Below are 24,524 nucleotides of genomic sequence, written 5' to 3'. Positions count from 1 at the left end.
GTCTCCGTTCAGCCGGGCTCGACGGCCCGGTCACCCGAGGTTGGACTGGATCTTCGACCACGACGTGTCGAGCGACTCGATGGTCTTCGAGTACGAATCGGAGGACGCCTCGGCCTGCTTCTTGAGGCCCTCGGCCGTCTGCTCGAGCGCCGAGGCGCCGACCGCCCAGGCGGTGAACGATCCGAGGAAGGCCTGCATCGCCGGGCCCTGCCATTCGGCGGGGAGCATGTAGGCGAACCCGCTCGCACCCTGCTTGAGCGCGGAGCAGTAGCCCACGAGCTCGTTCATGGTCTGCACGAGTTCGCGCAGTTCGGTCGTATCGGCCTGCTGCTCAGACACGGTCGCCCTCCCCCTGGATGTCGCCGGCCGGCGCCGCGCCGACGCCGTCGAACACGAGCCCGTCGAAACCGGGCAGATCGATGTCGACCTCGACGTAGGCGTCGGGGTCCGGTTCGCCGTCGGCGCCGAGGCGGAACACGCCCTGGCCGATCGAGTCGTCGTCGCCGTCGCCATCGGAATCGCCCGAGCCGCCGCCGGTGGCCTGCCCGGCCGCCGTCCGCCGTCCGAGCATGCCGCCGCCGAACTGCTCGACCTCGTCGTCACCGGCGTAGTCGCGACCGAAGAACTCAGCCATGTCTTCGGCCTTCTCCTCGCCGCTCGAGACACGCTTGCCGAGGCCGGCGGAGGAGCTGCGGACGGTGACGAGGCCCTGCGAGCCCTGACGGAAGCTGCCGCGCAGGCTCGTCTCGGTGCGGGTGTACGTGCCGTCGGCCGCGATCAGACCCTGCTGGAGCGCGGTGAGCGCGAGCCGGACCTGCGAGGCCATGGTCATGAAGGAGGCCCAGTTCTCACCGAACTTCTCGGCGTCTTCACCGACCCACGTCGTGCCTGCCACGCGGCCGACCACGCCGTCGGCCGACGCGAGATTCGAGTCGAACGTCACGATGACGTTGCCGATCAGCGCAGCGACCTCGCTGAGCGAGTCGGCGCGAACCTTGAAGTAGACCATTGCGGACCCCTAGCCCCTGAACGCGATGCCGACGTGCGGTCCGCACGCCGGCATCTGCCCGATCTGTGTCAGCCGTTGAACGTGCCGGCGATGGCGTTCTCGCTGTCCTCGTAGGAGAGCGCCGCCTGGTTCAGCAGGTCGCTGATGCCCTGCAGGGACTCCTTCAGCTGGAGACCGGCCTGGTCCCACTGCGAGTAGAGCTCGTTGAAGCTCTGCGACGCGGTGCCCGACCAGTCGCCCGAGATGAGGCCCTCGACCAGCGACTTGAGGTTCGACAGCTGCGACTCGATCGACTGCGAGCCGCTCGAGAGCTGGCCGGCGACACCGGCGAGAGAGTCGGACGTGACGCGGATCTCCGCCATGATTTCCTCCGTAATTGGATGTCTCGAACGCGCACGAGTGGGAGCGGATGCTCCGAATTCCCTGTGCCTCGAACACGTTACCGGTCGTGCGGTGATTTGCCGATGGGGAGAACTCCCCTCCCCGCCCGCCTCGGGTGGGCGGCCTCGGATCGCGCCGGGTAGGCTGTCGGCGCCCCGCTGCGCGCGCGGCGGGCGAGAGGGGAGGCCGGGGTGCAGGGCGAGTATCTGGCGCACGTCGACCGTGGCAAGGTGTCCACGGCGGAGCGGCTCAACGTCGGCATCCTCGTGGTCAGCGTCGTCGTCACCGCACTGTTCTGCTGGCTCGCCGTGTGGGCCGCCGGGGAGGGTTTCGGCTGGTTCACCGTCACGATCGCCGTGGTCGGTGCGGCCGCTGCCGCCGCCTCGGCCGTGCTCGCCCACCGCCGACGCCGTGCGCTCGGCCTGCTGGTCGCCGGCGACGGCGTCGCCCTGGCGATCAGCGACGCCGGAGTGCGCCTGGCCGGCGCCCCCCTCGTGACGTGGTCGGAGGTCGTCTTCGTCGGCGTCGCCGACGATCGAGCACGAACCGGACGGATCCAGCGCCTCCCGCTGATCGGTCCGATCGCCCGCACCACCGTGCGTGCCGGGAGCCCGACCCTGCTGTGCGAGCTCGGCGTTCGAGACGGGGAGGCGCTGCGTGCCGCGTTCCGGGGTGCGAAGGGATCGGAACGCGTGACCCTGTTCGACGAGTTCGACGGCAGGCGCCGCGGTCTCGTGCCGCTGATGCTCGACGCGGTACTCGACGATGCGAGCGCCCACCAGGCGGCGGGCATCCTGATCCGCGAGGCCGAGCGCCGAGGCATCCCGGCCCGCAGCTTCGACCGCGTCTTCACGTACATCTCCTGGAGGGGACCGATGCTCGACCGCAAGTGGCCGGTGGAGAAGGGAGCGAACGCATGAGCGAGCCCCAGGAGGCGGCCTTCCATGCCGCGCCCGGCGAGGTGCGGCGGGTGCGCTCGCGCGGCCAGATGATCGCCTCGATCGTCCTGCTCGCGGTCGGAGCGGTCGCACTCGTGGCAAGCATCGTCGGATACGACGCACTCGTCGAGCTCTCGACCGACTTCCAGGGCCGGCGCGCGGGCCTGCGCGGCGCGGTCGCGCCGGGCGCGGTGCTGCTCAGCGCCCTCGCCGTCGTCGGCGGCCTCGTGTGGCTCCTCGCCTGGTCGTACCGGTGGGAGCGGGTCGCGACGGGGGCGCCGCTGGTGCAGCGGGCGTCGTCGTATCTCGCGCTTCCGGCGCACGAGGCATCCGCGGTGCTCGACCGCCTCGCGACCGGCGACCCTCGCCAGTACCTGCCGCTGCCCGTCTCGGTCCGCGGCGACGTCGTATTCGCCGTGTGGCTGGCCAAGGCCGATGGCCTCGCCTACGTGGGCGTCTCTGCGCGATCGGGTCGCGACTGGCGGCCGCTCCCCCTCGCCCGGCTCACCGGCAACGCGTACGAGGCCATCAGCCGCCTCGAGATCGACCACTACGGCGCACGGGCGAGCCAGACCATCGTGAACGGCTTCGTGTCGGGCCTCTTCAGCGACTGAGCGCGCTGCCTCACCGCCGCCGCTGAGGGCTGCGACCCAGGGCGACGCGGGGCCGGATGACCCTACGCGGGCTGGATCACGAAGCGCAGGTCGCCGATCCAGACCGCGTCGCCGACCTCGACCGCGACGCGCGTGCCCGCGCTCTCCAGCGGGATCTCGCGACCGGCGCGCTCGACGCGCGAGCCGTTCGCCGAGCCCGCATCGCCCACGGTGATCCGCCCGCCGGCGACCTCGAGGAACAGGTGCACGCGCGAGACCGACCGGGTGTCGTCCTGCACCTCGACGGCACGGGCGCCCATCGCCAGCGCGGTGTCGGCCGGCTTCCGCCCGATGACGGCGGCGCCTTCGACGATCACGCGCTGCCCGGTCGAGAACTGCAGCTCGACGCGCTCCACGACCTCGGGCGCGGCCGGTTCGGGCGTGACCGGAGCCGCCGATTCGTTGCGCGCTCCGGGCTGCTGCCACGGAAGCGTCCGCGGCAGCGGCACCGGCTCGGGCCTGGCACCGACGACGACCGGTGCCGCGTCGGGACGCACCGCGGGCGCCGGCTTCGCGCCGGCGAACGGCGCCGGGACCGGCGGTGTGCTCGAGGTCTGCGGAATCAGCTGACCGCATTCGACGCAGTACATGCTGTTCGGCTGCAGCGTGGCGTCGCAGTACACGCAGCGGGCAGAAGCCACTCGGATCATCCCCTTCTCGGCGGGCGTGCGGCCCGGTCGCGCCGGGCACTGCCCGGCCCAGTCTACGTGCGGGCGGCGCCGGTCGGACCGGCCCGGTTCACTGCCGGATGTCGGGCACCCGCACGGGCAGCCAGCCCGACGGCGTGGTCAGGACGGCCTGACCCGGCGTGCCCCGCCCGAGCATGAATTTCGGGATCGCGGTGCCGACGGCCTGGGTGCCCATGATGGCCGATTCGGGCCGCAGCACGAGCGCCCGCCGCGAACGCTTCGCCTCGACGATCGGCCCGCCGAACAGCGTCGACAGGGACTCCGAATCCGCGGCGACGATGAAGACGGCCCGATGCTTCGCTCCCGTGAGCGCATGTTCGATCGGGGCGTTCTTCAGCTGCTCGGCGTCGTCGACCACGACCGTGACGAACTCGCCGGCGGCGTCGAGGATCGGATCGAGCTCGGGGGGCGTGAGGTCTCCCCTCGAGATCACCTGGATGCCGTGCGCGGTTGCGACCTCGGTGAGGATGGACTCCCGCCCGGACACGACGACGAGCGGCGTCTTCCGCCACGCGAGCTGGTGGACGATCGCCGCGAGCGCCGAGGAGCGGCCTGACTTCCGGCCGCCGGTGACGATGAAGCCGCCGTCGGCCGGCCAGTCGAGCGTGAACCGCGACAGCAGGTCGCCGCCGACCGCGACCACCGGGCCGTCGGCCGGACCGGACTCGCCGAGCGGCAGCTCGTAGGCGCTCGTGAGCGCGAAGTGACCGGGCAGCGGGTCCACCCGGAACGGGCGCGGCATGGCGGCGAGCTGCGGGAACTGGTCGAAGTGATCGCGGACCTGCTCGACGATGCGCCGGAGCGCGGTCGTCTGCGCCTCGCCGCTGGTGTCGCGGACGAGCACCGCGAGCTGCGCCTCCGCGCCGGCCGCGCCGAAGAGCACCCGGCCTGGGGCGAGATCGAGCGGGATGTCCCTGGCGAGGATGCCGGCGGTCCGGTAATCGGCGATGTCGCGCATCGGCAGCACGTACTGCTCGTCGATGAAGGAGATGATCTTGTCGCCCGTGATGCCCCGGTCGCCCGTGATGACGACGCGCACACCCACGGCCGGGCCCTCCCGAAGCACCCGCATGAACTGGTCGCGGAAGGTCACCAGCTGGTCGGGGTTCATCGTGGAGAGCATGCGCTCCCACCCGTCGACCGCGACCACGGCGTACGGCAGCCGGGTCTCGGGCGAGCTCTGGGCGCGCTGCTCCGAGATGTGGCCCACGCCGGCGGAGGAGAGCACGGCCTGACGGCGCCCGAGCTCCTCCAGCAGCTGCTGGACGAGCCGCGGCAGGCGGTCGGAGTCGAGCTGGGTGACGACGGCGCCCGTGTGCGGGGCATCCACGAGGGGCAGCAGCGCACCGTTGCCGAAGTCGATGACGTAGAGGTGCAGGTCGGCAGGCGAGAACTCCTGCACGAGCTGGCCGAGCACCGTGCGGAGCGCGGTCGTGCGCCCGGAGAGCGCGCCGCCCAGGAAGAGCACGTGCGAGCCGTCCTCGACGCTCCAGGTGAGGCTGCGCTGCGCCTGGTCGGCGGGCACGTCCTCGAGGCCGAGGACGATCGATCCCTCGCGGACGGGCTGGTCCTGGAACTTCTCCAGCGGGAGCACCGCGGGCAGCGGCACGAGCCACGGCGACGGGTTCTTCGGGATGCCGAGCTGCTGCGTCGCCGCGGTGATGAGGTTCACGATGGCGCGCAGGTCTGTGTCGTCGTGGTCGGTGTTCTGCGCGTGCGACGAGGCAGTCTTCGGGTACTTCGCCGGGAAGCCCAGCTGCTCCCAGATCAGCGCGGCCTTGCGGGGCAGCACCTTGACGCTGCGCTGCACGCCGGGCCGGATGCCGGCCACTCGGGCCGTCTGGAACGCGACCGGGGCTGAGGACGGCCCGGTGCGGACGTAGCCGCGGCCGGGCGTCGTCGGGCTGATGAGCGCGGCCTCGCCGGACCCCAGGATGTCGGAGGAGTCGGTGCGATCGGTGACGCGCAGCGCCACGCGAAGGTTGATGTTGGACTGCATCTCGGGCGTGACCACGCCCGAGGGGCGCTGGGTCGCGAGGACGAGGTTCACCCCCAGGGAGCGGCCGACGCGGGCGATCCGGACGAGGCCGTCGATGAACTCGGGCAGCTCGGTGCGCAGCTCGGCGAACTCGTCGATGACGATCATGAGTCGCGCGAGCCCACGGCGGGCCGCGGTGTCGGCGTCCTTCGCCCAGGCCGCGTCGACGTCCTTCGCGTTCATGTCGCGCAGCACCTTCTCGCGCCGCTTCAGCTCGGCGTCGAGCGAGGCGAGCGCGCGCTCGGTCTCACGGGCGTCGAGGTTCGTCACCATGCCGACGGTGTGGGGCAGCCGCTCGCAGTCCGCGAAGGCCGAGCCGCCCTTGTAGTCGACGAGCACGAAGTTCAGCGCATCGGGACGGTTCGCCATCGCGAGGCTCACGACCAGCGCCTGCAGGAACTCGGACTTGCCCGACCCGGTGGTGCCGGCGACGAGGGCGTGCGGCCCGTCGCGGGAGATGTCGACGGCGAACTCGCCCTCGCCGGTCGCCCCGACGACGACGAAGGTGTTGCGCGGCTGCAGCTGCCAGCGCTTGACGATCGGCTCGGGGTCGTCGAGGTCGAGCTGCATGAGGTCGGCGAAGCGCACTGCGGTGGGCAGCATGGCGTCGTCGCCGACGCCGCTGACGTGCCGGAGCGAGCAGAGGCTCCTGGCCAGCTGCTCGCTGCGCGGCACGGAGAGCCCGTCGATGAGGACGACGGGGTGGTAGTCGGTGCCGGTCTCGACGCGCGCGACGGCGGGGTCGCCCGGGTCGATCGCGACGACGCTCTTGGCCTCCTCGGGCAGCCGCGCCCGCTCGGAGTCGATGGCGACGACGTGGATGCCGTGCTTCGCGCCGTGTTCGAGCAGCTGCACCATGCCGGGCAGCATGCGCAGCTTCCGCGCGCCGTCGACCACGACGAGCACGTCGTTCGGCGGTTCGGCGCCGCGCTGGCCGGCGATGCGCATCCGCAGGTCGAGGAGTTCGGAGAGTTCACGCAGCCGCTCGCGGCGGGTGTCGTCGGTGTTGCCGACGGCGGCGACCGCACCGGCGGGCTGCGCGTGCGGCAGCCACTGCACCCAGCCCCACTCGGCCTCGGTGTCGTCGGGGCAGAGCAGCACGAGCTCGGCGTCGCGCGGCGACCGCAGCGTCGCCCAGCCGGCGACGATGGCGCGCGCGAGGTTCCGCGCGGCGTCGGCGGGGCCGGCGATGCCGAGCGGGCCCGAGCGGAGGTCGGCGGCCACGGGGACGGGGGCGACCCCGACCCGACGCGGCAGCGCGCGATCTTTGCCGCCGCCCTCGAAGCGCACGTCGAGGGCGACCTCCGTCACCCCGACGCGGAGTGCGAGCGCGTCGGCGTCGGAGCGGCGGCGCTCCCACAGGCGCGACAGCGGGCGGGTGGCGATGTCGAAGAGCACCACCGGGTCGGGCAGTCGATACCACGACTCGATCCGCTGCAGGCGGGCGAGCTCCTCGATGCGGCGCTCGGCGGCGTGGACCTCGTCGATCCACTGCTGCTCGGTCTTCAGCCCCTTCTTCTTCGCCAGCTTCCGGTTGGTGAGGAACGAGCCGATCACCATGATCGGGCTGGCGGCGGCCATCAGCAGCATGATCGGGCGCTGGAAGACCATGGCCATGGTGACGCCGAGCACGACCGGGATGACGGCGGACAGCCAGGGCATCGGGGACTGGTCGGGGTCGTCGGGCTTGTCGCCGGGGAGGGTGACCACCGGCTGGTCGGCCGCCGGCCGGATCCGGCTCGGGCGGTTGAAGCCGCGGTCGCCGAGCGCGTCGCGGGTGAGGTCGGCGTCGCTGACGGGCGCGACGCCCAGCCGCAGCATGCTCGAGCCGACCTGCACGATGTCGGCGGGGACGATCGTGGTCGGCGCGTCGATCGCGACGCCGTCGATCCAGACCTCGGCTCCGTCGGCCGGCTCGACCGTGGCGGTGAGCGGCGCGGGACGACCGCCGAGACCCGGAGCATCCGTGGACAGCGTGATCGTCGCGTGGTGCGCGGCGAGCGCCGGGTCCGCGATCGAGAGGCTGACGGATGCCCCGCTTCCGACCGTCACCGCGGCGCCGCGGGCGACGGCGACGGAGTCGCCCGCGAACGGGCCCCCGACGACCTCGAGCCTGAGGGTGCCGGCCGGCAGCTCGGCAGGCGCCGATTGCGGGACTTCGGCGCCCGAGAGCACGGGTCCGTCGGCCAGCGGCGTCGCACCCTCGGGGTCGGCGCCGAGGGTCTCAGGCGGGACGCCGAGCGATTCGGCGACCTCGCCGACGGTCGTGCCCTCGTCGACGTCGAGCATCCACGAACCGCCGGCTTCGCCGGCGCGCTGGTCGAGCGTGAGTCGGAGGCTCATGGGGCCTGCCTTTCAGGGATGGTCACCGGGCACCCACCCGGTCGAGGACGGCGATGAGCGGGTCGAACGCGCCGCCGCGGTCGGTGTGCTCGACCGGGGGCGGGGGCACGAAGACGGTGAGGGTGGGCTCCTCGCCGTCGCCGACGGGCGCGACGGGCACGGGGCCACCATCGGGCAGGTCGGATGCCTCAGGCACGAGCGTGATCGAACCGGCGGCCTGTTCGCCGTCGGCGGTGACGAGGAAGCCGAACTGGTCGACCGCTCCTCCGCCGGCGTAGTGCGCGCGGCCGTCGGGGTCGCAGCTCACGGAGCCGTGGATGGCTCGCCCGCAGCCGACGAAGGCGACGTCGGCGTCGCCGAGCGAGGATGCCAGCTGACCGAGGTCGATCTCGGCGGTGCCGTCGGCGCCGATCGGCGCGAAGACGTCGAGGGCGATGAGCGGGTCGGGCCCGGCTCGGTAGACGCCGATCGGGATCGTCGCCTCGGTGCTCGACCCGAACTCGTCGACGACGCGGATGGACAGTTCGGCGGGCCCCGTGAAGTCGGATGCGGCGCGGAAGACGAGGTGCGTCGGAGTCGCCCAGGCGCTGCCCGCACGCGACGGGTCGATCGCGCCCGCCCGGACGCGGATGCCCTCGCCGCATCTCGTGCAGGTGAGCCCGAGCTCCGACAGCGGCACGCGGAGCAGACTGCCCGCCGCCACCGGGCGGGCCGTCGCCGCGGGTGCGAGGGCGGGTGCCGGCGGCGGTGCGAGATGCGCCCGGTACGACACGGTCATCGACACGGATCCATCGGTGAGCGGCACCGGCACCACGATGATGCCCGCCTCGGGGTCGTAGTCGGGCGCCGCGAGGGTGAGGCCCGTCTCGTCGCACGAGGTCACGAGGGGACCTGCGGCGAGCGGCACCGCGCAGTCGGCGATCCGCCACGGCGGCGCGGGTTCGATCTTCACGGATTCGAGGTACGGCACCTCGACGTCGGCGCCGCCGGGAGGTTCCGGGAGCGCATCGTCGGCTGCGGCCGGAAGGGCGAGCGCGGCCCACGCGAGCGGCAGCGCGACGGCGAGCGCCGTCAGCCGTGCACCCCGACTCACCCTGCTCCTCCCCGCACGCCGAGACCGACCTCGCGCACCGATATAGCATGGTACGCGGTCGGCGCCGCCGGCCAGCGCGACGAGGAGGGACGGCGATGACCGATCGGCTCATGCCGCCCACGGGTCGCGCCGTCGTCGGCCGTGCTCCCGGTCAGCCGGTGCTCGGCGGCCACGCGGGCGCGCGCGCGCTCGGCAACGGTTCGACCGTGCTGCCCGAGCTCGCGGACGCGCCGGCACGCGAGCGGCGCTGGTGGCGGCATCCCGCGTTCCTCGTCTCGAGCATCCTCACGATCCTCGCGCTGGGAGCGGCGGTGACCTGGTGGATCGTCTCGGCGCTGACCGACGACTCGGTCCGCGTGAGCGGGCTCGCGGCGACCTCCGAAGGCGCCTACCTGCACCTCGACTGGGGCGGACCCGACGCCGCGTACGCCCTCTACGCCGTCGATGCCGACGGCGAGGCGGTCGACCTGACCCAGCTCGTCCGGGGCACGGAGGCGTGGATCCCGAGCGCACTCGGGCTCTACGACGACGCCACCTGCTTCGTGGTGCGGCCCGCCGGTGAATCGGCCGAGGTCACCCTCGACGCCCAGGCGCTCGAGTCGCAGCGCGGCGCCGGCGTCTGCGCGGCGGACGCGGGGGCCTGATGCGGCCACGAGCCGCACGCCGGGCCACGGGCGCCCTCGCGACCGCGCTCGCGCTCGCCTCCGTCACCGGCTGCGCCTCGGCCGCCCCCCAGCCGACCGCGCCGCCCGGTATCGAGCTCGAAGACTACGACCCGGAGCAGGGCAACGGCCTCTGGCTCGCGCCCGACGACCAACTGCGCGACCTCATCGTCGAGGCGGCACGCGGTGGCGGATCCGTCCACGTGACCGGGACGTTCACCGAGACGACGCAGCCGGATCCCGAAGCCGACCCGGTGCGCGGTCGGACCCTGTCCATCGACCTGCGCGGGCACGCCGGTGTGCTGACCGGCCAGCTCTCCGCCGGCGCGGCGCAGGCGACCGTCGTCATCGACGAGGGCAGCTCGCGAGTCCGGGGCAACGCCGCCTACGCCGAGTCGATCGGCTCGCCGGGCACCGCCGACACGGTCGTGTGCACCGTGGGCGCGGAACCGCTCGTGGACCGGTGGGCTCCCATGCTCGATCCCGTCGAGATCGTCGCGGCCCTGCTCGAGGGCGGCGAGCTCTCCGTCGCCGCACCCGCGGGCGACGAGGACGTGCTCGAGGTCGTCATCGGCGAGGGCGAGGCGCCGGTCGGCGTGATGACGGTCGAGCGGTTCGGTCCGGCCCTGCCGCGCACGTTCACCGCCGCAGACCAGACCGGCGACGCGGTCTTCACGTTCGCCGAGTGGGGCGTCGAGCCCGACCTCGCCGCAGCGGCGGCTGCGCTGCCCTGCCCCGAGGGCTGACGCGGCTCGCCGACCCTGACCGCGGCCGGCCCGGCCCGATTCAGCGGATCCGGTCGGTTGAGCGGATCGGGTCGGTTCAGCAGATCGAGTCGGCTCAGCGGATCGGGCGCGGCCCGGCGGCGAGTTCGCGGTCGTAGGCCTCCATGGCGAGCCGGTTCCGCTCGGTGACGGTGCGCCCTCGGGCGGCGATCCAGCCGCCGAGCCAGATCGGGATCTCGCGCGCGATGATGAACGAGGCCACCGCGAACGGATCGAGCCAGCGCTGGTTGACGAAGTCGACCGCCTGCTCGGGCGTGAGCGTCCACGCGCTCACGGTCAGCAGCGCCGCCCCGATGTACGAGAAGTACACGAACACGGCGACCAGGAGCCCGAACACCGCGTACGCCCACCAGCCACCGCGATTCACGATCACGGTGAGCACGGCGAAGCCGATGAAGAACGCGATGACCGGCACCCAGTACACCGGCTGCATGACGAAGCCGACGAACGCGTCGGCGCCGTCCCCGCGGCCGACGCCGTAGTAGCTGATCAGCAGGTACGCCACGCCCGCATAGAGCGCCGCGAACGCGACGGTGCCGAGCAGGGCGACGAGCACCCCGAAGCCGCGGTTGCTGCGCGCCTTCGGCGGCGTGGGCGCCTGCACGTAGACGGTCTGCGGCGCCTGGTAGGCCGGCTGCTCGCCCGCGAGCGTCGCGGCGCCGAGGCCCGCGCCGGCCGCAGCGGGCGGCACATACGTCTCACGGCGCACCGAGTCGGCCGGGACCGGCTCGGGCGTGGCATCGTCGGATGCGACATCCACCGCGTTCGCCCGCTGCACGGCGGCGTCCAACCGAGCCTGCGCGTCGGCGTCGGGGTCGGACTCGATCACCACGGTGTCCTGCACGACCGCACCGTCGTCGGTCTCGACGACGGACTCCGTCTCGGTGACGCGCGTCGCTCCGGACGGCTCGCCCGCAGCGGGCTCCCCCGCAGCGAGTCGGGACTCATCGGTCGAGGCATCCGTCACCGGCGTGTCCTCGACGTGCTCCTCGGGCGGCGTCGCGCCGGCGTCCACCGGTTCGTCACGGCCTGCGTCGCGGCCATCCGTGCTCGTCATGATCGCGCTCCTTCCGGGCACCCCTCGCACCCGTGGTCGGCCCATGCTAGCAACGGGCCGCCCCCGGGCCCCGGAGGCGGCGCGGCGCTTCGCTCAGCCGAAGATCGCCGTCACGATGTCGTGGGTGTACCCGTCCGGGCCGGTGTTCACCCAGAGGGTCGCGATCCAGACGTCGTCGCGGAAGAAGTGCGATTCGCCGGCCTGGCCGTCGGGCGAGGGCGGCGTCTCGGTGACGCACCGCGTCCCGCCGAGCTCCTCGTAGCAGGAGTACCCTGCCGCGGCGAACGCCCCTGACATGGCCCCCGCCTGCTCGGGCGTGACCCGGGCCAGGTTGGTGGTGAGCCCCCGGTCGGAGCCGCCGTTCGGGTGGCCCCACGCGCACTCGAGCACGACGGTGGAATCGAGCAACGCGACCGCGTCTGCATCGCGCGAGCCGCGGTGGACGCCGCTCTCCGGCTCGAGCGTCCAGGCCGGGTTCAGCACCAGCGGCGCGAACTCGCCCGACCAGTCCTTCGTGTAGATCTCGGCGCAGTCCGACGGCAGCGCCGTGCCGGACGGCGGCGTGGACGCCGGAGCATCCGTCGCGGGCGCTGCGGTCGCGTCATCCGCCGCTGACCCGGTCGGCGGTGCCGAGGCGCCCGCATCGGCCGAGGGACCCCCGCGGCCCGGCCCGATGACGATGCCCACGACGACCACCGCGAGCAGCACGACCGCCGCCGCGACGACCAGCCAGAACACGGGCCGGCGCCCGATCGGCACTCCGGAGGCGGGCGGGTCCTGCGTCATCGCGGGCCTTTCGGTCGGGGCGGGTCTTGGGGCGCGTCGATGGATGCTAACGTCCGCGACGGCCTGGCGCCAGAGGCATCCGATCGCCCGCCCGCGTTCCCGCCGCCGACCGGCGGGCGACGGACCGAGCCTCGGAGACGCCGAAGGGCCCCGGGGAACACCCCGGGGCCCTTCGCGACTCACTCGCCTAGCTGTAGTTGCCGGGCGTGAAGTCGTCGCTCGAGAACGCGTCGAAGTCGACGAAGCTGAGGTCGCCCTCGCTGAACGCCGCGTCGTCGGCGAAGATGCGGTTCGGGTACCGCTCCGCCTTCGCCTCCTCCGTGGCCTCGACCGTGACGTTGCGGTACTTCGCCAGGCCGGTGCCGGCCGGGATCAGCTTTCCGATGATCACGTTCTCCTTGAGGCCGACGAGCGGGTCGGACTTGCCCTCCATGGCGGCCTGCGTGAGCACGCGGGTCGTCTCCTGGAAGGACGCGGCCGACAGCCACGACTCGGTCGCGAGCGAGGCCTTGGTGATGCCCATGACCTCCTGACGGGCCGAAGCCGTCTTCTTGCCCTCGGTGAGCGCGGCGCGGTTGATCTCGTTGTACCGCGAACGGTCGACGAGCTCACCCGGCAGCAGGTCGGTGTCGCCGTGGTCGACGACGGTGACCTTGCGCAGCATCTGACGCACGATGACCTCGATGTGCTTGTCGTGGATCGGCACACCCTGCGAGCGGTAGACGTCCTGCACGCCGTTCACCAGGTGCTTCTGCACCTCGCGCACGCCCTTGACCCGGAGGACCTCCTTCGGGTCGACCGTGCCGGCGATCAGCTGCTGGCCGAGCTCGACGTGCTGGCCGTCCTCGACGAGCAGCGTCGAACGCTTGAGCACGTTGTACGTGATCGGCTCGTCGCCGTTGTCGGGCGTGAGGATGACCTTGCGCTGCTTCTCGGTCTCGTCGATCGTGATGCGGCCGGCGGCCTCCACGATCGGCGACGCGCCCTTCGGGGTGCGCGCCTCGAACAGCTCCTGCACGCGGGGCAGACCCTGCGTGATGTCGTCCGCCGAGGCCGAACCACCCGTGTGGAAGGTACGCATCGTCAGCTGCGTGCCGGGCTCACCGATCGACTGGGCCGCGATGATGCCGACGGCCTCACCGAGGTCGACCAGCTTGCCGGTCGCGAGCGAACGGCCGTAGCAGGCCGCGCAGACGCCGACCGCGGACTCGCAGGTCAGCACCGAACGCACGCGGATCGACTCGACCCCCGCCGCAACGAGCTTGTCGATGAGCACGTCGCCCACGTCGGAGCCCGCCTCGGCGATGACCTCGCCCTTGGCGTTCACCGCGTCGGCAGCGAGCGACCGGGCGAACACCGAGTTCTCGACGTTCGGGTCGCGCACGAGCTCGCCAGAGGCGTCGACCGCCGCGATCGGCAGCTCGAGGCCCTTCGTGGTGCCGCAGTCGTCCTCGCGGATGATGACGTCCTGCGAGACATCCACCAGACGACGCGTGAGGTAGCCCGAGTCCGCCGTACGGAGCGCCGTGTCGGCGAGGCCCTTGCGGGCACCGTGCGTGGCGATGAAGTACTCCGCCACCGACAGGCCCTCGCGGTACGAGGAGATGATCGGGCGAGGGATGATCTCACCCTTCGGGTTGTTCACGAGGCCTCGCATACCGGCGATGTTGCGCACCTGCAGCCAGTTACCACGGGCACCGGAGGTCACCATGCGGTTGATGGTGTTCTCCGGGTTCGAGCCGAACTCCTCCTGCATGGCCTTGGCGACCTCGTCGGTGGCCTTCGTCCAGATCTGGATGAGCTCCTGACGACGCTCGAGGTCGGTCGTGAGGCCCTTGTCGAACTGACCCTGGACCTTCGCGGCCTGCTTCTCGTACTTCGAGACGATCTCGCGCTTCTGCGGGAGCTCGACGATGTCCGACAGGGCGACGGTCACGCCGGAACGGGTCGCCCAGCGGAAGCCGGCGTCCTTGATCCGGTCGAGCGTCGCGGCCACCTCGGTCTTCGGGTAGCGCTCGGCGAGGTCGTTGACGATCTGCGAGATCTGCCCCTTGCCGGCCTGCTGGTTGAAGTACGGGTAGTCCACCGGCAGCGCCTCGTTGAAGAGGGCGCGGCCGAGGGTCGTCTCCATGAGGAACGGCTTGCCGGCCTCGAAGCCCTCGGGCTCGGTGCCCTCGGCGAAGTGCAGCCCCTCGAGGCGGATCTTCACCTTGGCGCCGAGGTCGAGCTCGTGGCGGCCCGGGCGGTTCTGGTCGAACGCCAGGATCGCCTCGGCGATCGACGAGAACGCGCGGCCCTCGCCGGCGCCGCCGGGCTTCTCCGTCGTGAGGTGGTGCAGACCGATGATCATGTCCTGGGACGGCAGGGTCACCGGACGACCGTCGGACGGCTTCAGGATGTTGTTCGAGGCGAGCATCAGGATGCGGGCCTCGGCCTGAGCCTCGACCGACAGCGGCAGGTGCACGGCCATCTGGTCGCCGTCGAAGTCCGCGTTGAACGCGGCGCAGACGAGCGGGTGGAGCTGGATGGCCTTGCCCTCGACCAGCTGCGGCTCGAACGCCTGGATGCCGAGACGGTGCAGCGTGGGCGCACGGTTCAGCAGCACGGGGCGCTCACGGATGATCTCCTCGAGGACGTCCCACACCTGCGGGCGCGACCGCTCGACCATGCGCTTGGCAGCCTTGATGTTCTGCGCGTGGCTGAGGTCGATGAGGCGCTTGATCACGAACGGCTTGAAGAGCTCCAGCGCCATCTGCTTCGGCAGACCGCACTGGTGCAGCTTCAGCTGCGGGCCGACGACGATGACCGAACGGCCCGAGTAGTCGACGCGCTTGCCGAGCAGGTTCTGGCGGAACCGGCCCTGCTTGCCCTTCAGCATGTCGGAGAGCGACTTCAGCGCCCGGTTGCCGGTGCCCGTGACGGGGCGACCACGACGGCCGTTGTCGAACAGCGCGTCGACGGCCTCCTGCAGCATCCGCTTCTCGTTGTTGACGATGATCTCGGGCGCGCCGAGGTCGAGGAGTCGACGGAGACGGTTGTTGCGGTTGATCACACGACGGTAGAGGTCGTTGAGGTCGGAGGTCGCGAAGCGGCCGCCGTCGAGCTGCACCATCGGGCGGAGCTCCGGCGGGATGACCGGGACCACGTCGAGCACCATCGCCGCCGGCGAGTTGCCGGTCTGGAGGAAGGAGTTGACGACCTTCAGACGCTTGATGGCGCGGATCTTCTTCTGACCCTTGCCCTCGGCGATCTGCAGGTGCAGGTCTTCCGCCTCGGCCGCGAGGTCGAAGCTCAGCAGGCGCTTCTTGATGGCCTCGGCGCCCATGTAGGCCTCGAAGTACATGCCGAAGCGGTCCTGCAGCTCCTGGAAGACCGAGTCCTCCGGCTTGAGGTCGCCGACCTTGAGGGTGCGGAAGTCCTCCCACACGCGCTCGAGGTGCGCGATCTGCTCGTCGGCGGACTTGCGGACCTGGGCCATCTCCTTGTCGGCGGCGGCCTCGGCACGCTTCTTCTGGTCGGACTTGGCGCCCTCCGCCTCGAGTGCGGCGAGCTCCTCCTCCTTGCGGGCCATGAGCGTCGCGATGCGCGCGTCGCGCTGGTCGCCGATGGTCTTGATCTCGAGCCGCAGCTCATTCTCGAGGCCCGGCATGTCGGCGTGACGACCCTCGTCGTCGACGTCGATCACCATGTAGGCGGCGAAGTAGATGACCTTCTCGAGGTCCTTCGGCGCCATGTCGAGCAGGTAGCCCAGGCGGCTCGGCACACCCTTGAAGTACCAGATGTGCGTCACCGGGGCGGCGAGCTCGATGTGGCCCATCCGCTCGCGGCGGACGGAGGACTTGGTGACCTCCACGCCGCAGCGCTCGCAGACGATGCCCTTGAAGCGGACCCGCTTGTACTTGCCGCAGGCGCACTCCCAGTCGCGGGAGGGCCCGAAGATCTGCTCGCCGAACAGACCGTCCTTCTCGGGCTTCAGCGTGCGGTAGTTGATCGTCTCGGGCTTCTTGACCTCACCGTAGGACCACTTGCGGATGTCCTCAGCGGTGGCCAGGCCGATACGAAGCTCGTCAAATGTGGTTGCGTCGAGCAATTTCTCTCCTTGAGAAGTTTCCTGAAGTCGTTCTTCGTGCCTGGCTTAGATCTCGTCGATGTTCGACGACTCGAAGCGCGCGGAGATGTTGATGCCGAGCTCCTCCGCCGCGCGGAAGGCCTCGTCATCGGTGTCGCGGAGCGAGACCGCGGTGCCGTCGGCCGAGAGGACCTCGACGTTCAGGCACAGCGACTGCATCTCCTTCATGAGCACCTTGAAGGACTCGGGGATGCCGGGCTCCTGGATGTTCTCGCCCTTGACGATCGCCTCGTAGACCTTGACGCGGCCGAGGATGTCGTCGGACTTGATGGTGAGGAGCTCCTGCAGGGCGTAGGCGGCGCCGTACGCCTCGAGCGCCCACACCTCCATCTCGCCGAAGCGCTGACCGCCGAACTGCGCCTTTCCACCGAGCGGCTGCTGGGTGATCATCGAGTACGGGCCCGTCGAGCGCGCGTGGATCTTGTCGTCGACGAGGTGGTGCAGCTTCAGGATGTACATGTAGCCGACCGAGACCGGGTACGGGAAGGGCTCGCCCGAACGACCGTCGAAGAGCTGCGTCTTGCCGGTCGAGTCGATGAGCCGCTCGCCGTCGCGGTTCGGCAGCGTCGAGTCGAGCAGACCCGCGATCTCCTCCTCGAGGGCGCCGTCGAACACCGGGGTCGCGACCTTGGTGCCGGGGGCGGCCTCGTGGGCCTCCTTCGGGAGACGCTTGGCCCAGGCCGGGTTGCCCTCGACCTTCCAGCCCTGCTTCGCGATCCACCCGAGGTGGGTCTCGAGGACCTGGCCGAAGTTCATGCGGCCGGGGATGCCGAGCGGGTTCAGGATGACGTCCACCGGGGTGCCGTCCGCGAGGAACGGCATGTCCTCGACGGGCAGGATCTTCGAGATGACGCCCTTGTTGCCGTGGCGTCCGGCGAGCTTGTCGCCCTCGGTGATCTTGCGCTTCTGGGCGATGTAGACGACCACGCGCTGGTTGACGCCCGAGCCGAGCTCGTCGTCGCCGTCCTGCGCGTCGAACACCTTGACGCCGATGATCGTGCCCTGCTCGCCGTGGGGCACCTTCAGCGACGTGTCGCGGACCTCGCGGCTCTTCTCGTTGAAGATCGCGCGGAGCAGCCGCTCCTCGGCCGACAGCTCGGTCTCGCCCTTCGGCGTGACCTTGCCGACGAGGATGTCGCCGGGGCGGACCTCGGCGCCGATGCGGATGATGCCGCGCTCGTCGAGGTCGGCGAGCAGGTCGGGGCTTACGTTCGGCAGGTCGCGGGTGATCTCCTCCTTGCCGAGCTTGGTGTCGCGGGCGTCGACCTCGTACTCCTCGATGTGGATCGAGGAGAGGACGTCGTCCTTCACCAGGTTCTGGCTGAGGATGATCGCGTCCTCGAAGTTGTGACCCTCCCACGGCATGAACGCCACGAGGAGGTTCTTGCCGAGCGCGAGCTCGCCGTTGTCGGTCGCGGGACCGTCGGCGATGACCTCGCCGGCCTCGATGCGGTCGCCCGCCGAGACGATGACGCGGTTGTTGTAGCTCGTGCCCTGGTTGGAGCGGTCGAACTTGCGCAGGAAGTAGGTCTGCGTGCCGCCCTCGTCGAGCTGGACGGTGACCGAGTCGGCCGAGACCTCGGTGACGACACCCGACCGGTCGGCCGTGATCACGTCGCCGGCGTCGATCGCGGCGTAGCCTTCCATACCGGTGCCGACGAACGGCGAGTCGCTGCGCAGCAGCGGCACGGCCTGGCGCTGCATGTTCGCACCCATGAGGGCGCGGTTCGCGTCGTCGTGCTCGAGGAACGGGATGAGCGAGGTGCCGACCGACACCATCTGGCGCGGGGAGACGTCCATGTAGCCGATCTCGTCCGCGGGGAACAGGTCGACCTCGCCGCCCTTCTTGCGCGCGAGGACGCGGTCCTCGGCGAAGTGCGAGTCCTTCGTGAGCGGCGCGTTGGCCTGGGCGACGATGAAGTCGTCCTCCTCCGCGGCGGTCAGGTAGTCGATCTGCTCGGTGACCTTGCCGTTCACGACCTTGCGGTACGGCGTCTCGATGAAGCCGAACGAGTTGATGCGCGCGAAGGACGCGAGCGAGCCGATGAGGCCGATGTTCGGGCCTTCCGGCGTCTCGATCGGGCACATGCGGCCGTAGTGCGAGGGGTGGACGTCGCGGACCTCGACGCCCGCGCGGTCGCGCGAGAGACCGCCGGGGCCGAGCGCCGAGAGGCGGCGCTTGTGGGTCAGCCCCGCGAGCGGGTTGTTCTGGTCCATGAACTGCGACAGCTGCGAGGTGCCGAAGAACTCCTTGATCGCGGCGACGACGGGTCGCACGTTGATCAGGGTCTGCGGCGTGATGGCCTCGATGTCCTGCGTGGTCATGCGCTCGCGGACGACGCGCTCCATGCGCGACAGACCGGTGCGGACCTGGTTCTGGATCAGCTCGCCGACGGCGCGGATGCGACGGTTGCCGAAGTTGTCGATGTCGTCGACGTCGAGACGGATTTCGACATCCTTGCCGCCGCGGCGGCCGGGCAGCGTCGGGCGGTCCTCGTGCAGGGCGACGAGGTACTTGATCGTGGCGACGATGTCCTGCACCGTGAGCACCGAGTCCGTCAGCGGGGCCTCGAGGCCGAGCTTCTGGTTGATCTTGTACCGGCCGACCTTGGCGAGGTCGTAGCGCTTCGGGTTGAAGTAGAAGTTGTCGAGGAGCGCACGCGCGGCCTCGGCGGCGACCTGCTCGCCCGGACGGAGCTTGCGGTAGATGTCCTTCAGCGCCTCTTCCTTCGTGAGGATGTTGTCCTTCTCGAGGGTGAGGGCGATGGACTCGTAGCCGGCGAACTCCTCGAGGATCTCCTCGGAGGTGAGGCCGAGGGCCTTGAGGAACACCGTGACCGACTGCTTGCGCTTGCGGTCGATGCGGACGCCGACCTGGTCGCGCTTGTCGATCTCGAACTCGAGCCAGGCACCGCGGCTCGGGATGACGCGAGCGGAGTAGATGTCCTTGTCGCTGGTCTTGTCGGGCGTGCGCTCGAAGTAGACGCCGGGCGAGCGGACGAGCTGCGAGACGACGACGCGCTCGGTGCCGTTGATGACGAAGGTGCCCTTGGGGGTCATCAGGGGGAAGTCGCCCATGAAGACCGTCTGGGTCTTGATCTCACCCGTGAGGTGGTTCATGAACTCTGCGTTGACGTACAGCGGAGCGGAGTAGGTCTTGCCCTTCTCCTTGCACTCGTCGATCGTGTACTTCGGCGGCTCGAGCTCGGGGTTCGTGAACGAGAGCTGCATGGTCTCGCCGAGGTCCTCGATGGGCGAGATCTCCTCGAAGATCTCCTCGAGGCCGGTGGCCTCGGGAAGGTCCTGACGACCTTCCTCGACCGCAGCAGCGACGCGCGCCTTCCACGCATCGTTGCCGACGAGCCAGTCGAAGCTCTCCGTCTGGAGAGCGAGCAGGTCGGGTACCGTGAGGGTATCGGTGACCTTCGCGAAGGAGAGGCGGCTCGCACCTCGTCCGTTCTTGGGGTTGGGCGTGGTTGCGTTGCGCGCAGCAGCCAAGGAAATGACCTCCAGGGCCCGTCGGGCCGGTTCACTGTCGATGGTGGTGGAGTGGACCCCTCAGACGGTTGCGGAACCAGGTGGCCGAATGGCACCGGGCTCGCAGGAAGCCGACCGCAATATGAAGGCAAGTTGGGTCTGGGAGCGCAAACCTCAACTATATGCGATGCGACGCGCCATGTCCAGTCGAATTCTTGATTTGTTCCGCGATGTCGGGTATAACCTGCGCGCGCCTCTGTTGCGACCGCCTGCGAACGGGCATTCTTGGTGCACCCCGCCGCCACCACGAGGAGCTCAGATGCCCGATCCCGCGTCCGCAACACCAGCGACGGATGCCCCGCCCCGCACCGCTGGAGGGCGACCCTCTCCCGCCACGCCGGGACTGCGCGGCGTGCGTCGCGGCGCCGTCATCGTCCTGGTCGTCGCGCTCGGGGTCGCCGCCGTCATCGGCATCCTCGTGCTGCTCGGTTCCCGGTTCGGCGATGCGCAGCTCATGGTCCTCCTGACGACCCTGCTCGTCGCGGGCTTCAGCGGCGTGGTGCTCTGCCACCTCGCGATCGTCGGGCGTGCCGTGCGCGTGGTCGGATTCGTCGGACTCGCCGTCAGCGCGCTCGCCCTCGTGCTCGGGGTGGTGACGATCTGGGTTCCGTGGTCGCCGGAGACCGACCCGTGGATCGGCTGGGTGAGCCGCGGATTCCTGATCGCGGGCGTCGCCGCGGTGAGCCTCGCCCACGCCAATCTGCTGCTGCTCCTCGCGGGCCGGCGAGAGCTCGCGGTGCGTGTGGCGCTCGGCGTCACCCTGGCCGCCATCGCGGTCGTCGCCGTCATGATCCTGCTGCCCGTGCTCACCGTCTGGCCGTCGTCGGACGAATACTGGCGGGCGCTCGGCATCGCCGCCATCGTCGACGGCCTCGGCACGATCGCGCTGCCCGTGATCGCCGCGCTGCTCCGGTCCCGGCCGGCCGCCGCCGACGCAGCGGCATCTCCGCTCGAGCAGCGGATCGGCCGCCTCGTCGCCGCGACCGGTCTCGACCGCGACGCCCTCCTGACCGCGGCGCTCGACGCCTTCGAGGCGGCGCCGCGCCCCGAGCGTGCCGCACGGTGACCCCGCCACGATGACATGACCAGCGGCATCGAGTTCGACGTCGACGGCATCGCCGGCGGCGTGACGCTCCTCGTCGACGGGTACGCGCAGTCCCACGTCGACCCGGCCGACCCGACCCGGCTGTTCTTCGAGTACGTGCGACGCATCGGCCACGTGATCGACGCGATCGGGCTGCCGGGGCAGCCGATCCGCGCGCTCCACCTGGGCGGCGGCGGCCTGACGCTCCCCCGCTATGTCGAGGCGACTCGGCCGGGGTCCCACCAGGTCGTCGTCGAGCACGACGCCGAGCTCGTGCGCCAGGTGCTCGACCGCCTGCCGCTCGCCTCGGGCTCGGATGTCGCGATCTCGGTGACGGATGCCTCGTCGGCACTGCCGGCCCTCGCGCCGGCGTCGTTCGACCTCGTGGTGCTCGACCTCTACACGGGCCTCGAGCCTCCCGCGTTCACGACCGAGCCCGGGTTCCTCGCCGACGCGCTCGGCAGGCTCGCCCCCGGCGGCGTCCTCGCCGCCAACGTGGCCGACGCCGCCGGGCTCGGCCGGCTTCGGCACCTGGCCCGTGCGACCGCGCGGGTGCGGCCGGAGGCGGTGCTGCTGGTCGCCGGGGACCCGGCGGTGGTGAGCGGCGCGGAGGAGGGCAACGCGGTGCTGGTCGTCGCGCCCGCGGGCGTGCCCGACGGGCTGGAGCAGCGCCTGCGAGAGCGCGGCCCCCACCCCGCCGACGTCCTGGCGGGCCCGCGCCTCGACTTCGTGCTCTGGAGCGCCTGCTGAGCTCGCGCCACGTCGTGGCCGGGGCCGGCACCGGGCTGCCCCACCGGACGGCGCGGTAGCGTGGCATCCGTGTCCGCACCCGAACGCCGGCTCGCCGCGAGCGGCCATCTCGCCCGACTCGAGGAGTCGCGGCAGTCGCCAGGGTCGTGGACCCTGTACGTCGACGGCACCCCGCAGTCGCACGTCGAGCTCGACCGGCCCGAGTGGCTCGGGTTCGAGTACGTGCGCCGCATCGGCCACGCGGCCGACCTCGTCGCGCCGGCCGGCGAGCCGATCACCGCGCTGCACCTCGGCGGCGGCGCCCTGACGCTGCCGCGCTACGTCGCGGCCACCCGGCCGGGATCGCGCCAACAGGTCGTCGAGCTCGAGCCCGACCTCGTCGCGTTCGTGCGCGAGCACCTGCCGCTGCCGCGCGGCGCGCAGATCCGCGTGCGCACGGGCGACGCGCGCGACGTGCTCGCGAAGCTGCCCGCCGGGCTCGACGGCGCCGTCGATCTCGCGGTCGTCGACATCTTCTCGGGCGCCCGCACCCCCGCGCACGTGACGAGCGCGGAGTTCTACGGCCTGCTCGTGCCGCGGCTCTCCGCGCGGGGCATCCTCGCTGTGAACGTCGCCGACGGCGCCGGCCTCGCGTTCGCCAGGTCGCAGGCGGCGACCCTCTCGCACGTGTTCGCGCACGTCGCGATCGCGGCCGACGCGACGATGCTGAAGGGTCGCCGGTTCGGCAACGTCGTGATGTACGCGTCGGCCGCGCCGCTGCCGTTCGACCGGATGCCCCGTCTGCTCGCGAGCGATCCCGCGCCGGCGAAGCTCGTCGAGGGCGACGAGCTCCGCCGGTTCGAGGCGGGCGCGCGGATCGTCACCGACGCGACGGCCGTGCCGAGCCCGCCGCCCGCGCGCTCGGTGTTCCTCAGCCGCTGACGGGACTCACGGCGACGGGCGTCACTCGCCGCCGACGCGCTTCACCGCGCTCGGCGCCGACTCGTTCCACACCCGGTCGAGCGCCGTGACGGCGTACCGGTACGCGGTGCCCGGCGCCGCGGTCTCGTCGACGAAGCGCTGGACCACGCCCGAGGCGGCCCGGACGGTGCCCACGAGGTTCCGGGCGTCCTCGATGTCGATCGGGCCCTCGGCGCCCTCGGCGCGGTACACGGCGAACGATGTCGCGCGGCGCGACGGCGGCGCGGCATCCGACCACTGCAGCTCGATACCGGCGCCCGCCCGCTTCGCGTGCGCGAGGACCGGCTCGCGCACGGCGGTCGCGGGCAGCCACTCCATGGCGGGCACGATCGCCGGACGCGAGTAGTGGTCGGCCAGCACGCGCGACATCGAGCCCTTCGGGTCGGCCGGCACGTGCTTCGCGGAGAAGTACACGTTGCCGTGCACCGGCCGCCCCGACGCGTCGAGCTCGCGGTCGAAGGTCAGATGGTTCGACAGCTCGGCGGGGTCGGTGAACACGCCGGACGTCACCTTGTAGAGCGCCTCGCCGATGTAGAGATGGGTGCCGGATGTCGCCGCCACGTCGGCCCACCAGGGTGCCAGCTTCGCGTAGTCGGCGACCGCGAGGCCGAACTGCCAGTAGATCTGCGGGTTGATGTAGTCGAGCCAGCCCTCGAGCACCCACTTCCGGGTGTCGGCGAACTGCAGGTCGTACGACTGCGAGCCGCCGGTCTCCGACCCGAGCGGATCGCTGGCCTTGTTCCGCCAGATGCCGAAGGGGCTGATGCCGAACTTCACCCACGGCTTCAGCGCCTTGATGCGCTCGGAGATCGAGCGCACGAAGGTGTCGACGTTGTGCCGGCGCCAGTCGGCGATGTCGTCGAAGCCGGCGCCGTGGGCGGCGAACGTCGCCGCGTCGGGGATCGTCTGGCCCGCGACGGGGTACGGGTAGAAGTAGTCGTCGAAATGGACGCCGTCGAGGTCGTAGTGCTCGACGGAGTGGAGGATGGCCTGCTGGATGTGCTCCTGGGTCTCGGGCAGGCCCGGGTCGAAGTAGAGCTTCCCGCCGTACGCCCAGATCCATTCGGGGTGCACGCGGGCGGGGTGCTCGGGCACGAGCGTCGACGGGTCGGCGCCCATCGAGACGCGGTACGGGTTGTACCAGGCGTGCAGCTCGAGGTTGCGACGGTGGGCCTCCTCGACGATGAAGGCGAGCGGGTCGTAGCCGGGGTCCTGCCCCTGGACGCCCGTGAGGTACTGCGACCACGGCTCGAGCGGGCTCGGCCAGAACGCGTCGGCCGTGGGGCGCACCTGCACGAAGACGGCGTTCAGGTTGAACTGCTCGGCCACGTCGAGCCAGTGCAAGAACTCGGCGCGCTGCTCGTCGGCACTGAGCCCGGTCCGGCTCGGCCAGTCGATGTTCACGACGGACGAGATCCACATCGCGCGGAGTTCGCGCTTGCGCGGGGCGAACGCGGCGGTCGCCTGCGCAGCGGCGCCCGCTTCGGCGGCACGGGCGGGCGCGGCGTGCAGCGTGCCCACCGTGACGGTGAACGCCGAGGCGGCGACGCCCGCGGCGGCGAGGGTCAGAAACCCCCGGCGGTCGAGGCGGGCTGGGGCTGGGTCATGCGGGGTGGTCGTCATCGATCCT

18 protein-coding genes are annotated in these 24,524 nt (G+C 71.3%); 7 read left to right on the top strand and 11 right to left on the bottom strand.

Translation table 11 applies throughout. The annotated features are described in order from the left end of the window. Positions 1 to 30: 30 nt before the first annotated feature. The 3 genes from ABIQ69_RS04160 to ABIQ69_RS04150 all read right to left on the bottom strand — a co-directional run bounded on the left by ABIQ69_RS04160 (position 31) and on the right by ABIQ69_RS04150 (position 1,371). The gene (locus ABIQ69_RS04160; RefSeq protein ID WP_350349139.1) at positions 31 to 339 is read right to left on the bottom strand and encodes a hypothetical protein; all 309 of its coding nucleotides are present in this window, start codon (positions 337 to 339) and stop codon (positions 31 to 33) included. Continuing rightward, entirely contained in the window at positions 332 to 1,009 is a 678-nt protein-coding gene (locus ABIQ69_RS04155) for a WXG100 family type VII secretion target (RefSeq protein ID WP_350349138.1), read from the bottom strand. The genes ABIQ69_RS04160 and ABIQ69_RS04155 overlap by 8 nt, the downstream gene beginning before the upstream one ends. A gap of 68 nt (positions 1,010 to 1,077) precedes the next feature. Further along, on the bottom strand, positions 1,078 to 1,371 hold the full coding sequence (locus ABIQ69_RS04150) for a WXG100 family type VII secretion target (protein WP_056010942.1): 294 nt from the start codon (positions 1,369 to 1,371) through the stop codon (positions 1,078 to 1,080). A 210-nt stretch (positions 1,372 to 1,581) separates the two neighbouring features. On the opposite strand from ABIQ69_RS04150, the gene ABIQ69_RS04145 reads away from it, so the two are divergent. Further along, entirely contained in the window at positions 1,582 to 2,310 is a 729-nt protein-coding gene (locus ABIQ69_RS04145) for a hypothetical protein (protein ID WP_350349137.1), read from the top strand. Then, positions 2,307 to 2,942, top strand: a complete 636-nt coding sequence (locus tag ABIQ69_RS04140; RefSeq protein WP_350349136.1) for a hypothetical protein — start codon at positions 2,307 to 2,309, stop codon at positions 2,940 to 2,942. The genes ABIQ69_RS04145 and ABIQ69_RS04140 overlap by 4 nt, the downstream gene beginning before the upstream one ends. A 62-nt stretch (positions 2,943 to 3,004) precedes the next feature. On the opposite strand, the gene ABIQ69_RS04135 is transcribed toward ABIQ69_RS04140, so the two are convergent. The 3 genes from ABIQ69_RS04135 to ABIQ69_RS04125 all read right to left on the bottom strand — a co-directional run bounded on the left by ABIQ69_RS04135 (position 3,005) and on the right by ABIQ69_RS04125 (position 9,144). Next, positions 3,005 to 3,622: an FHA domain-containing protein gene (locus ABIQ69_RS04135; RefSeq protein WP_350349135.1), complete on the bottom strand. Its 618-nt coding sequence runs from the start codon at positions 3,620 to 3,622 to the stop codon at positions 3,005 to 3,007. A 97-nt stretch (positions 3,623 to 3,719) separates the two neighbouring features. Beyond that, complete coding sequence (locus ABIQ69_RS04130) at positions 3,720 to 8,051, bottom strand: FtsK/SpoIIIE domain-containing protein (protein WP_350349134.1); 4,332 nt, start codon at positions 8,049 to 8,051, stop codon at positions 3,720 to 3,722. Positions 8,052 to 8,073: 22 nt separating this feature from the next. Further along, positions 8,074 to 9,144, bottom strand: coding sequence for a hypothetical protein (locus ABIQ69_RS04125; protein WP_350349133.1), 1,071 nt, complete (start codon positions 9,142 to 9,144; stop codon positions 8,074 to 8,076). 95 nt (positions 9,145 to 9,239) lie between these two features. Between ABIQ69_RS04125 and ABIQ69_RS04120 the strand changes: the two genes are divergently transcribed. Both ABIQ69_RS04120 and ABIQ69_RS04115 read left to right on the top strand, forming a co-directional pair. Continuing rightward, positions 9,240 to 9,788 (top strand): hypothetical protein, encoded by a 549-nt coding sequence (locus ABIQ69_RS04120; RefSeq protein WP_350349132.1) that lies wholly within the window; start codon positions 9,240 to 9,242, stop codon positions 9,786 to 9,788. After that, positions 9,788 to 10,552 carry a hypothetical protein gene (locus ABIQ69_RS04115; protein WP_350349131.1) on the top strand — a complete coding sequence of 255 codons (765 nt, stop codon included), beginning with the start codon at positions 9,788 to 9,790 and terminating at the stop codon, positions 10,550 to 10,552. The genes ABIQ69_RS04120 and ABIQ69_RS04115 overlap by 1 nt, the downstream gene beginning before the upstream one ends. Positions 10,553 to 10,646: 94 nt before the next feature. Here the strand turns inward: ABIQ69_RS04115 and ABIQ69_RS04110 are convergent, their stop codons facing one another. The 4 genes from ABIQ69_RS04110 to rpoB all read right to left on the bottom strand — a co-directional run bounded on the left by ABIQ69_RS04110 (position 10,647) and on the right by rpoB (position 20,061). After that, positions 10,647 to 11,648, bottom strand: coding sequence for a hypothetical protein (locus ABIQ69_RS04110; RefSeq protein ID WP_350349130.1), 1,002 nt, complete (start codon positions 11,646 to 11,648; stop codon positions 10,647 to 10,649). Between the two features lie 93 nt (positions 11,649 to 11,741). Then, complete coding sequence (locus ABIQ69_RS04105) at positions 11,742 to 12,434, bottom strand: hypothetical protein (protein WP_350349129.1); 693 nt, start codon at positions 12,432 to 12,434, stop codon at positions 11,742 to 11,744. 187 nt (positions 12,435 to 12,621) lie between these two features. Next, positions 12,622 to 16,524, bottom strand: a complete 3,903-nt coding sequence (rpoC, locus tag ABIQ69_RS04100) for a DNA-directed RNA polymerase subunit beta' (RefSeq protein WP_350349128.1) — start codon at positions 16,522 to 16,524, stop codon at positions 12,622 to 12,624. 45 nt (positions 16,525 to 16,569) lie between these two features. Further along, positions 16,570 to 20,061 (bottom strand): DNA-directed RNA polymerase subunit beta, encoded by a 3,492-nt coding sequence (gene rpoB / locus ABIQ69_RS04095; RefSeq protein WP_350349127.1) that lies wholly within the window; start codon positions 20,059 to 20,061, stop codon positions 16,570 to 16,572. Between the two features lie 298 nt (positions 20,062 to 20,359). On the opposite strand from rpoB, the gene ABIQ69_RS04090 reads away from it, so the two are divergent. The 3 genes from ABIQ69_RS04090 (at position 20,360) to ABIQ69_RS04080 (ending at position 22,855) form a co-directional block, all read left to right on the top strand. After that, a complete protein-coding gene (locus tag ABIQ69_RS04090; protein ID WP_350349126.1) occupies positions 20,360 to 21,166 on the top strand; it encodes a hypothetical protein in 807 nt (268 codons plus the stop codon). A 15-nt stretch (positions 21,167 to 21,181) separates the two neighbouring features. Next, positions 21,182 to 21,934: a fused MFS/spermidine synthase gene (locus tag ABIQ69_RS04085; protein WP_350349125.1), complete on the top strand. Its 753-nt coding sequence runs from the start codon at positions 21,182 to 21,184 to the stop codon at positions 21,932 to 21,934. Between the two features lie 69 nt (positions 21,935 to 22,003). Further along, positions 22,004 to 22,855, top strand: a complete 852-nt coding sequence (locus ABIQ69_RS04080; RefSeq protein ID WP_350349124.1) for a fused MFS/spermidine synthase — start codon at positions 22,004 to 22,006, stop codon at positions 22,853 to 22,855. A 21-nt stretch (positions 22,856 to 22,876) separates the two neighbouring features. Here the strand turns inward: ABIQ69_RS04080 and ABIQ69_RS04075 are convergent, their stop codons facing one another. Continuing rightward, complete coding sequence (locus tag ABIQ69_RS04075) at positions 22,877 to 24,517, bottom strand: family 10 glycosylhydrolase (RefSeq protein WP_350349123.1); 1,641 nt, start codon at positions 24,515 to 24,517, stop codon at positions 22,877 to 22,879. Positions 24,518 to 24,524: the final 7 nt, after the last annotated feature.

Source organism: Agromyces sp. G08B096 (assembly GCF_040267705.1).
In the GTDB taxonomy this organism is placed as follows: domain Bacteria; phylum Actinomycetota; class Actinomycetes; order Actinomycetales; family Microbacteriaceae; genus Agromyces.
The sequence above is the reverse complement of the archived record's forward strand: the minus strand, read 5'-3'. Positions and strand labels throughout refer to the sequence as shown.

What these genes read in the sequence shown, in the direction of transcription:
- ABIQ69_RS04155 (WP_350349138.1), bottom strand. Translation starts at nt 1,009, where the DNA reads ATGGTCTACTTCAAGGTTCGCGCCGACTCGCTCAGCGAGGTCGCTGCG.
- ABIQ69_RS04150 (WP_056010942.1), bottom strand. Translation starts at nt 1,371, where the DNA reads ATGGCGGAGATCCGCGTCACGTCCGACTCTCTCGCCGGTGTCGCCGGC.
- ABIQ69_RS04140 (WP_350349136.1), top strand. Translation starts at nt 2,307, where the DNA reads ATGAGCGAGCCCCAGGAGGCGGCCTTCCATGCCGCGCCCGGCGAGGTG.
- ABIQ69_RS04130 (WP_350349134.1), bottom strand. Translation starts at nt 8,051, where the DNA reads ATGAGCCTCCGACTCACGCTCGACCAGCGCGCCGGCGAAGCCGGCGGT.
- ABIQ69_RS04120 (WP_350349132.1), top strand. Translation starts at nt 9,240, where the DNA reads ATGACCGATCGGCTCATGCCGCCCACGGGTCGCGCCGTCGTCGGCCGT.
- ABIQ69_RS04115 (WP_350349131.1), top strand. Translation starts at nt 9,788, where the DNA reads ATGCGGCCACGAGCCGCACGCCGGGCCACGGGCGCCCTCGCGACCGCG.
- ABIQ69_RS04110 (WP_350349130.1), bottom strand. Translation starts at nt 11,648, where the DNA reads ATGACGAGCACGGATGGCCGCGACGCAGGCCGTGACGAACCGGTGGAC.
- ABIQ69_RS04105 (WP_350349129.1), bottom strand. Translation starts at nt 12,434, where the DNA reads ATGACGCAGGACCCGCCCGCCTCCGGAGTGCCGATCGGGCGCCGGCCC.
- ABIQ69_RS04090 (WP_350349126.1), top strand. Translation starts at nt 20,360, where the DNA reads ATGCCCGATCCCGCGTCCGCAACACCAGCGACGGATGCCCCGCCCCGC.
- ABIQ69_RS04085 (WP_350349125.1), top strand. Translation starts at nt 21,182, where the DNA reads ATGACCAGCGGCATCGAGTTCGACGTCGACGGCATCGCCGGCGGCGTG.
- ABIQ69_RS04075 (WP_350349123.1), bottom strand. Translation starts at nt 24,517, where the DNA reads ATGACGACCACCCCGCATGACCCAGCCCCAGCCCGCCTCGACCGCCGG.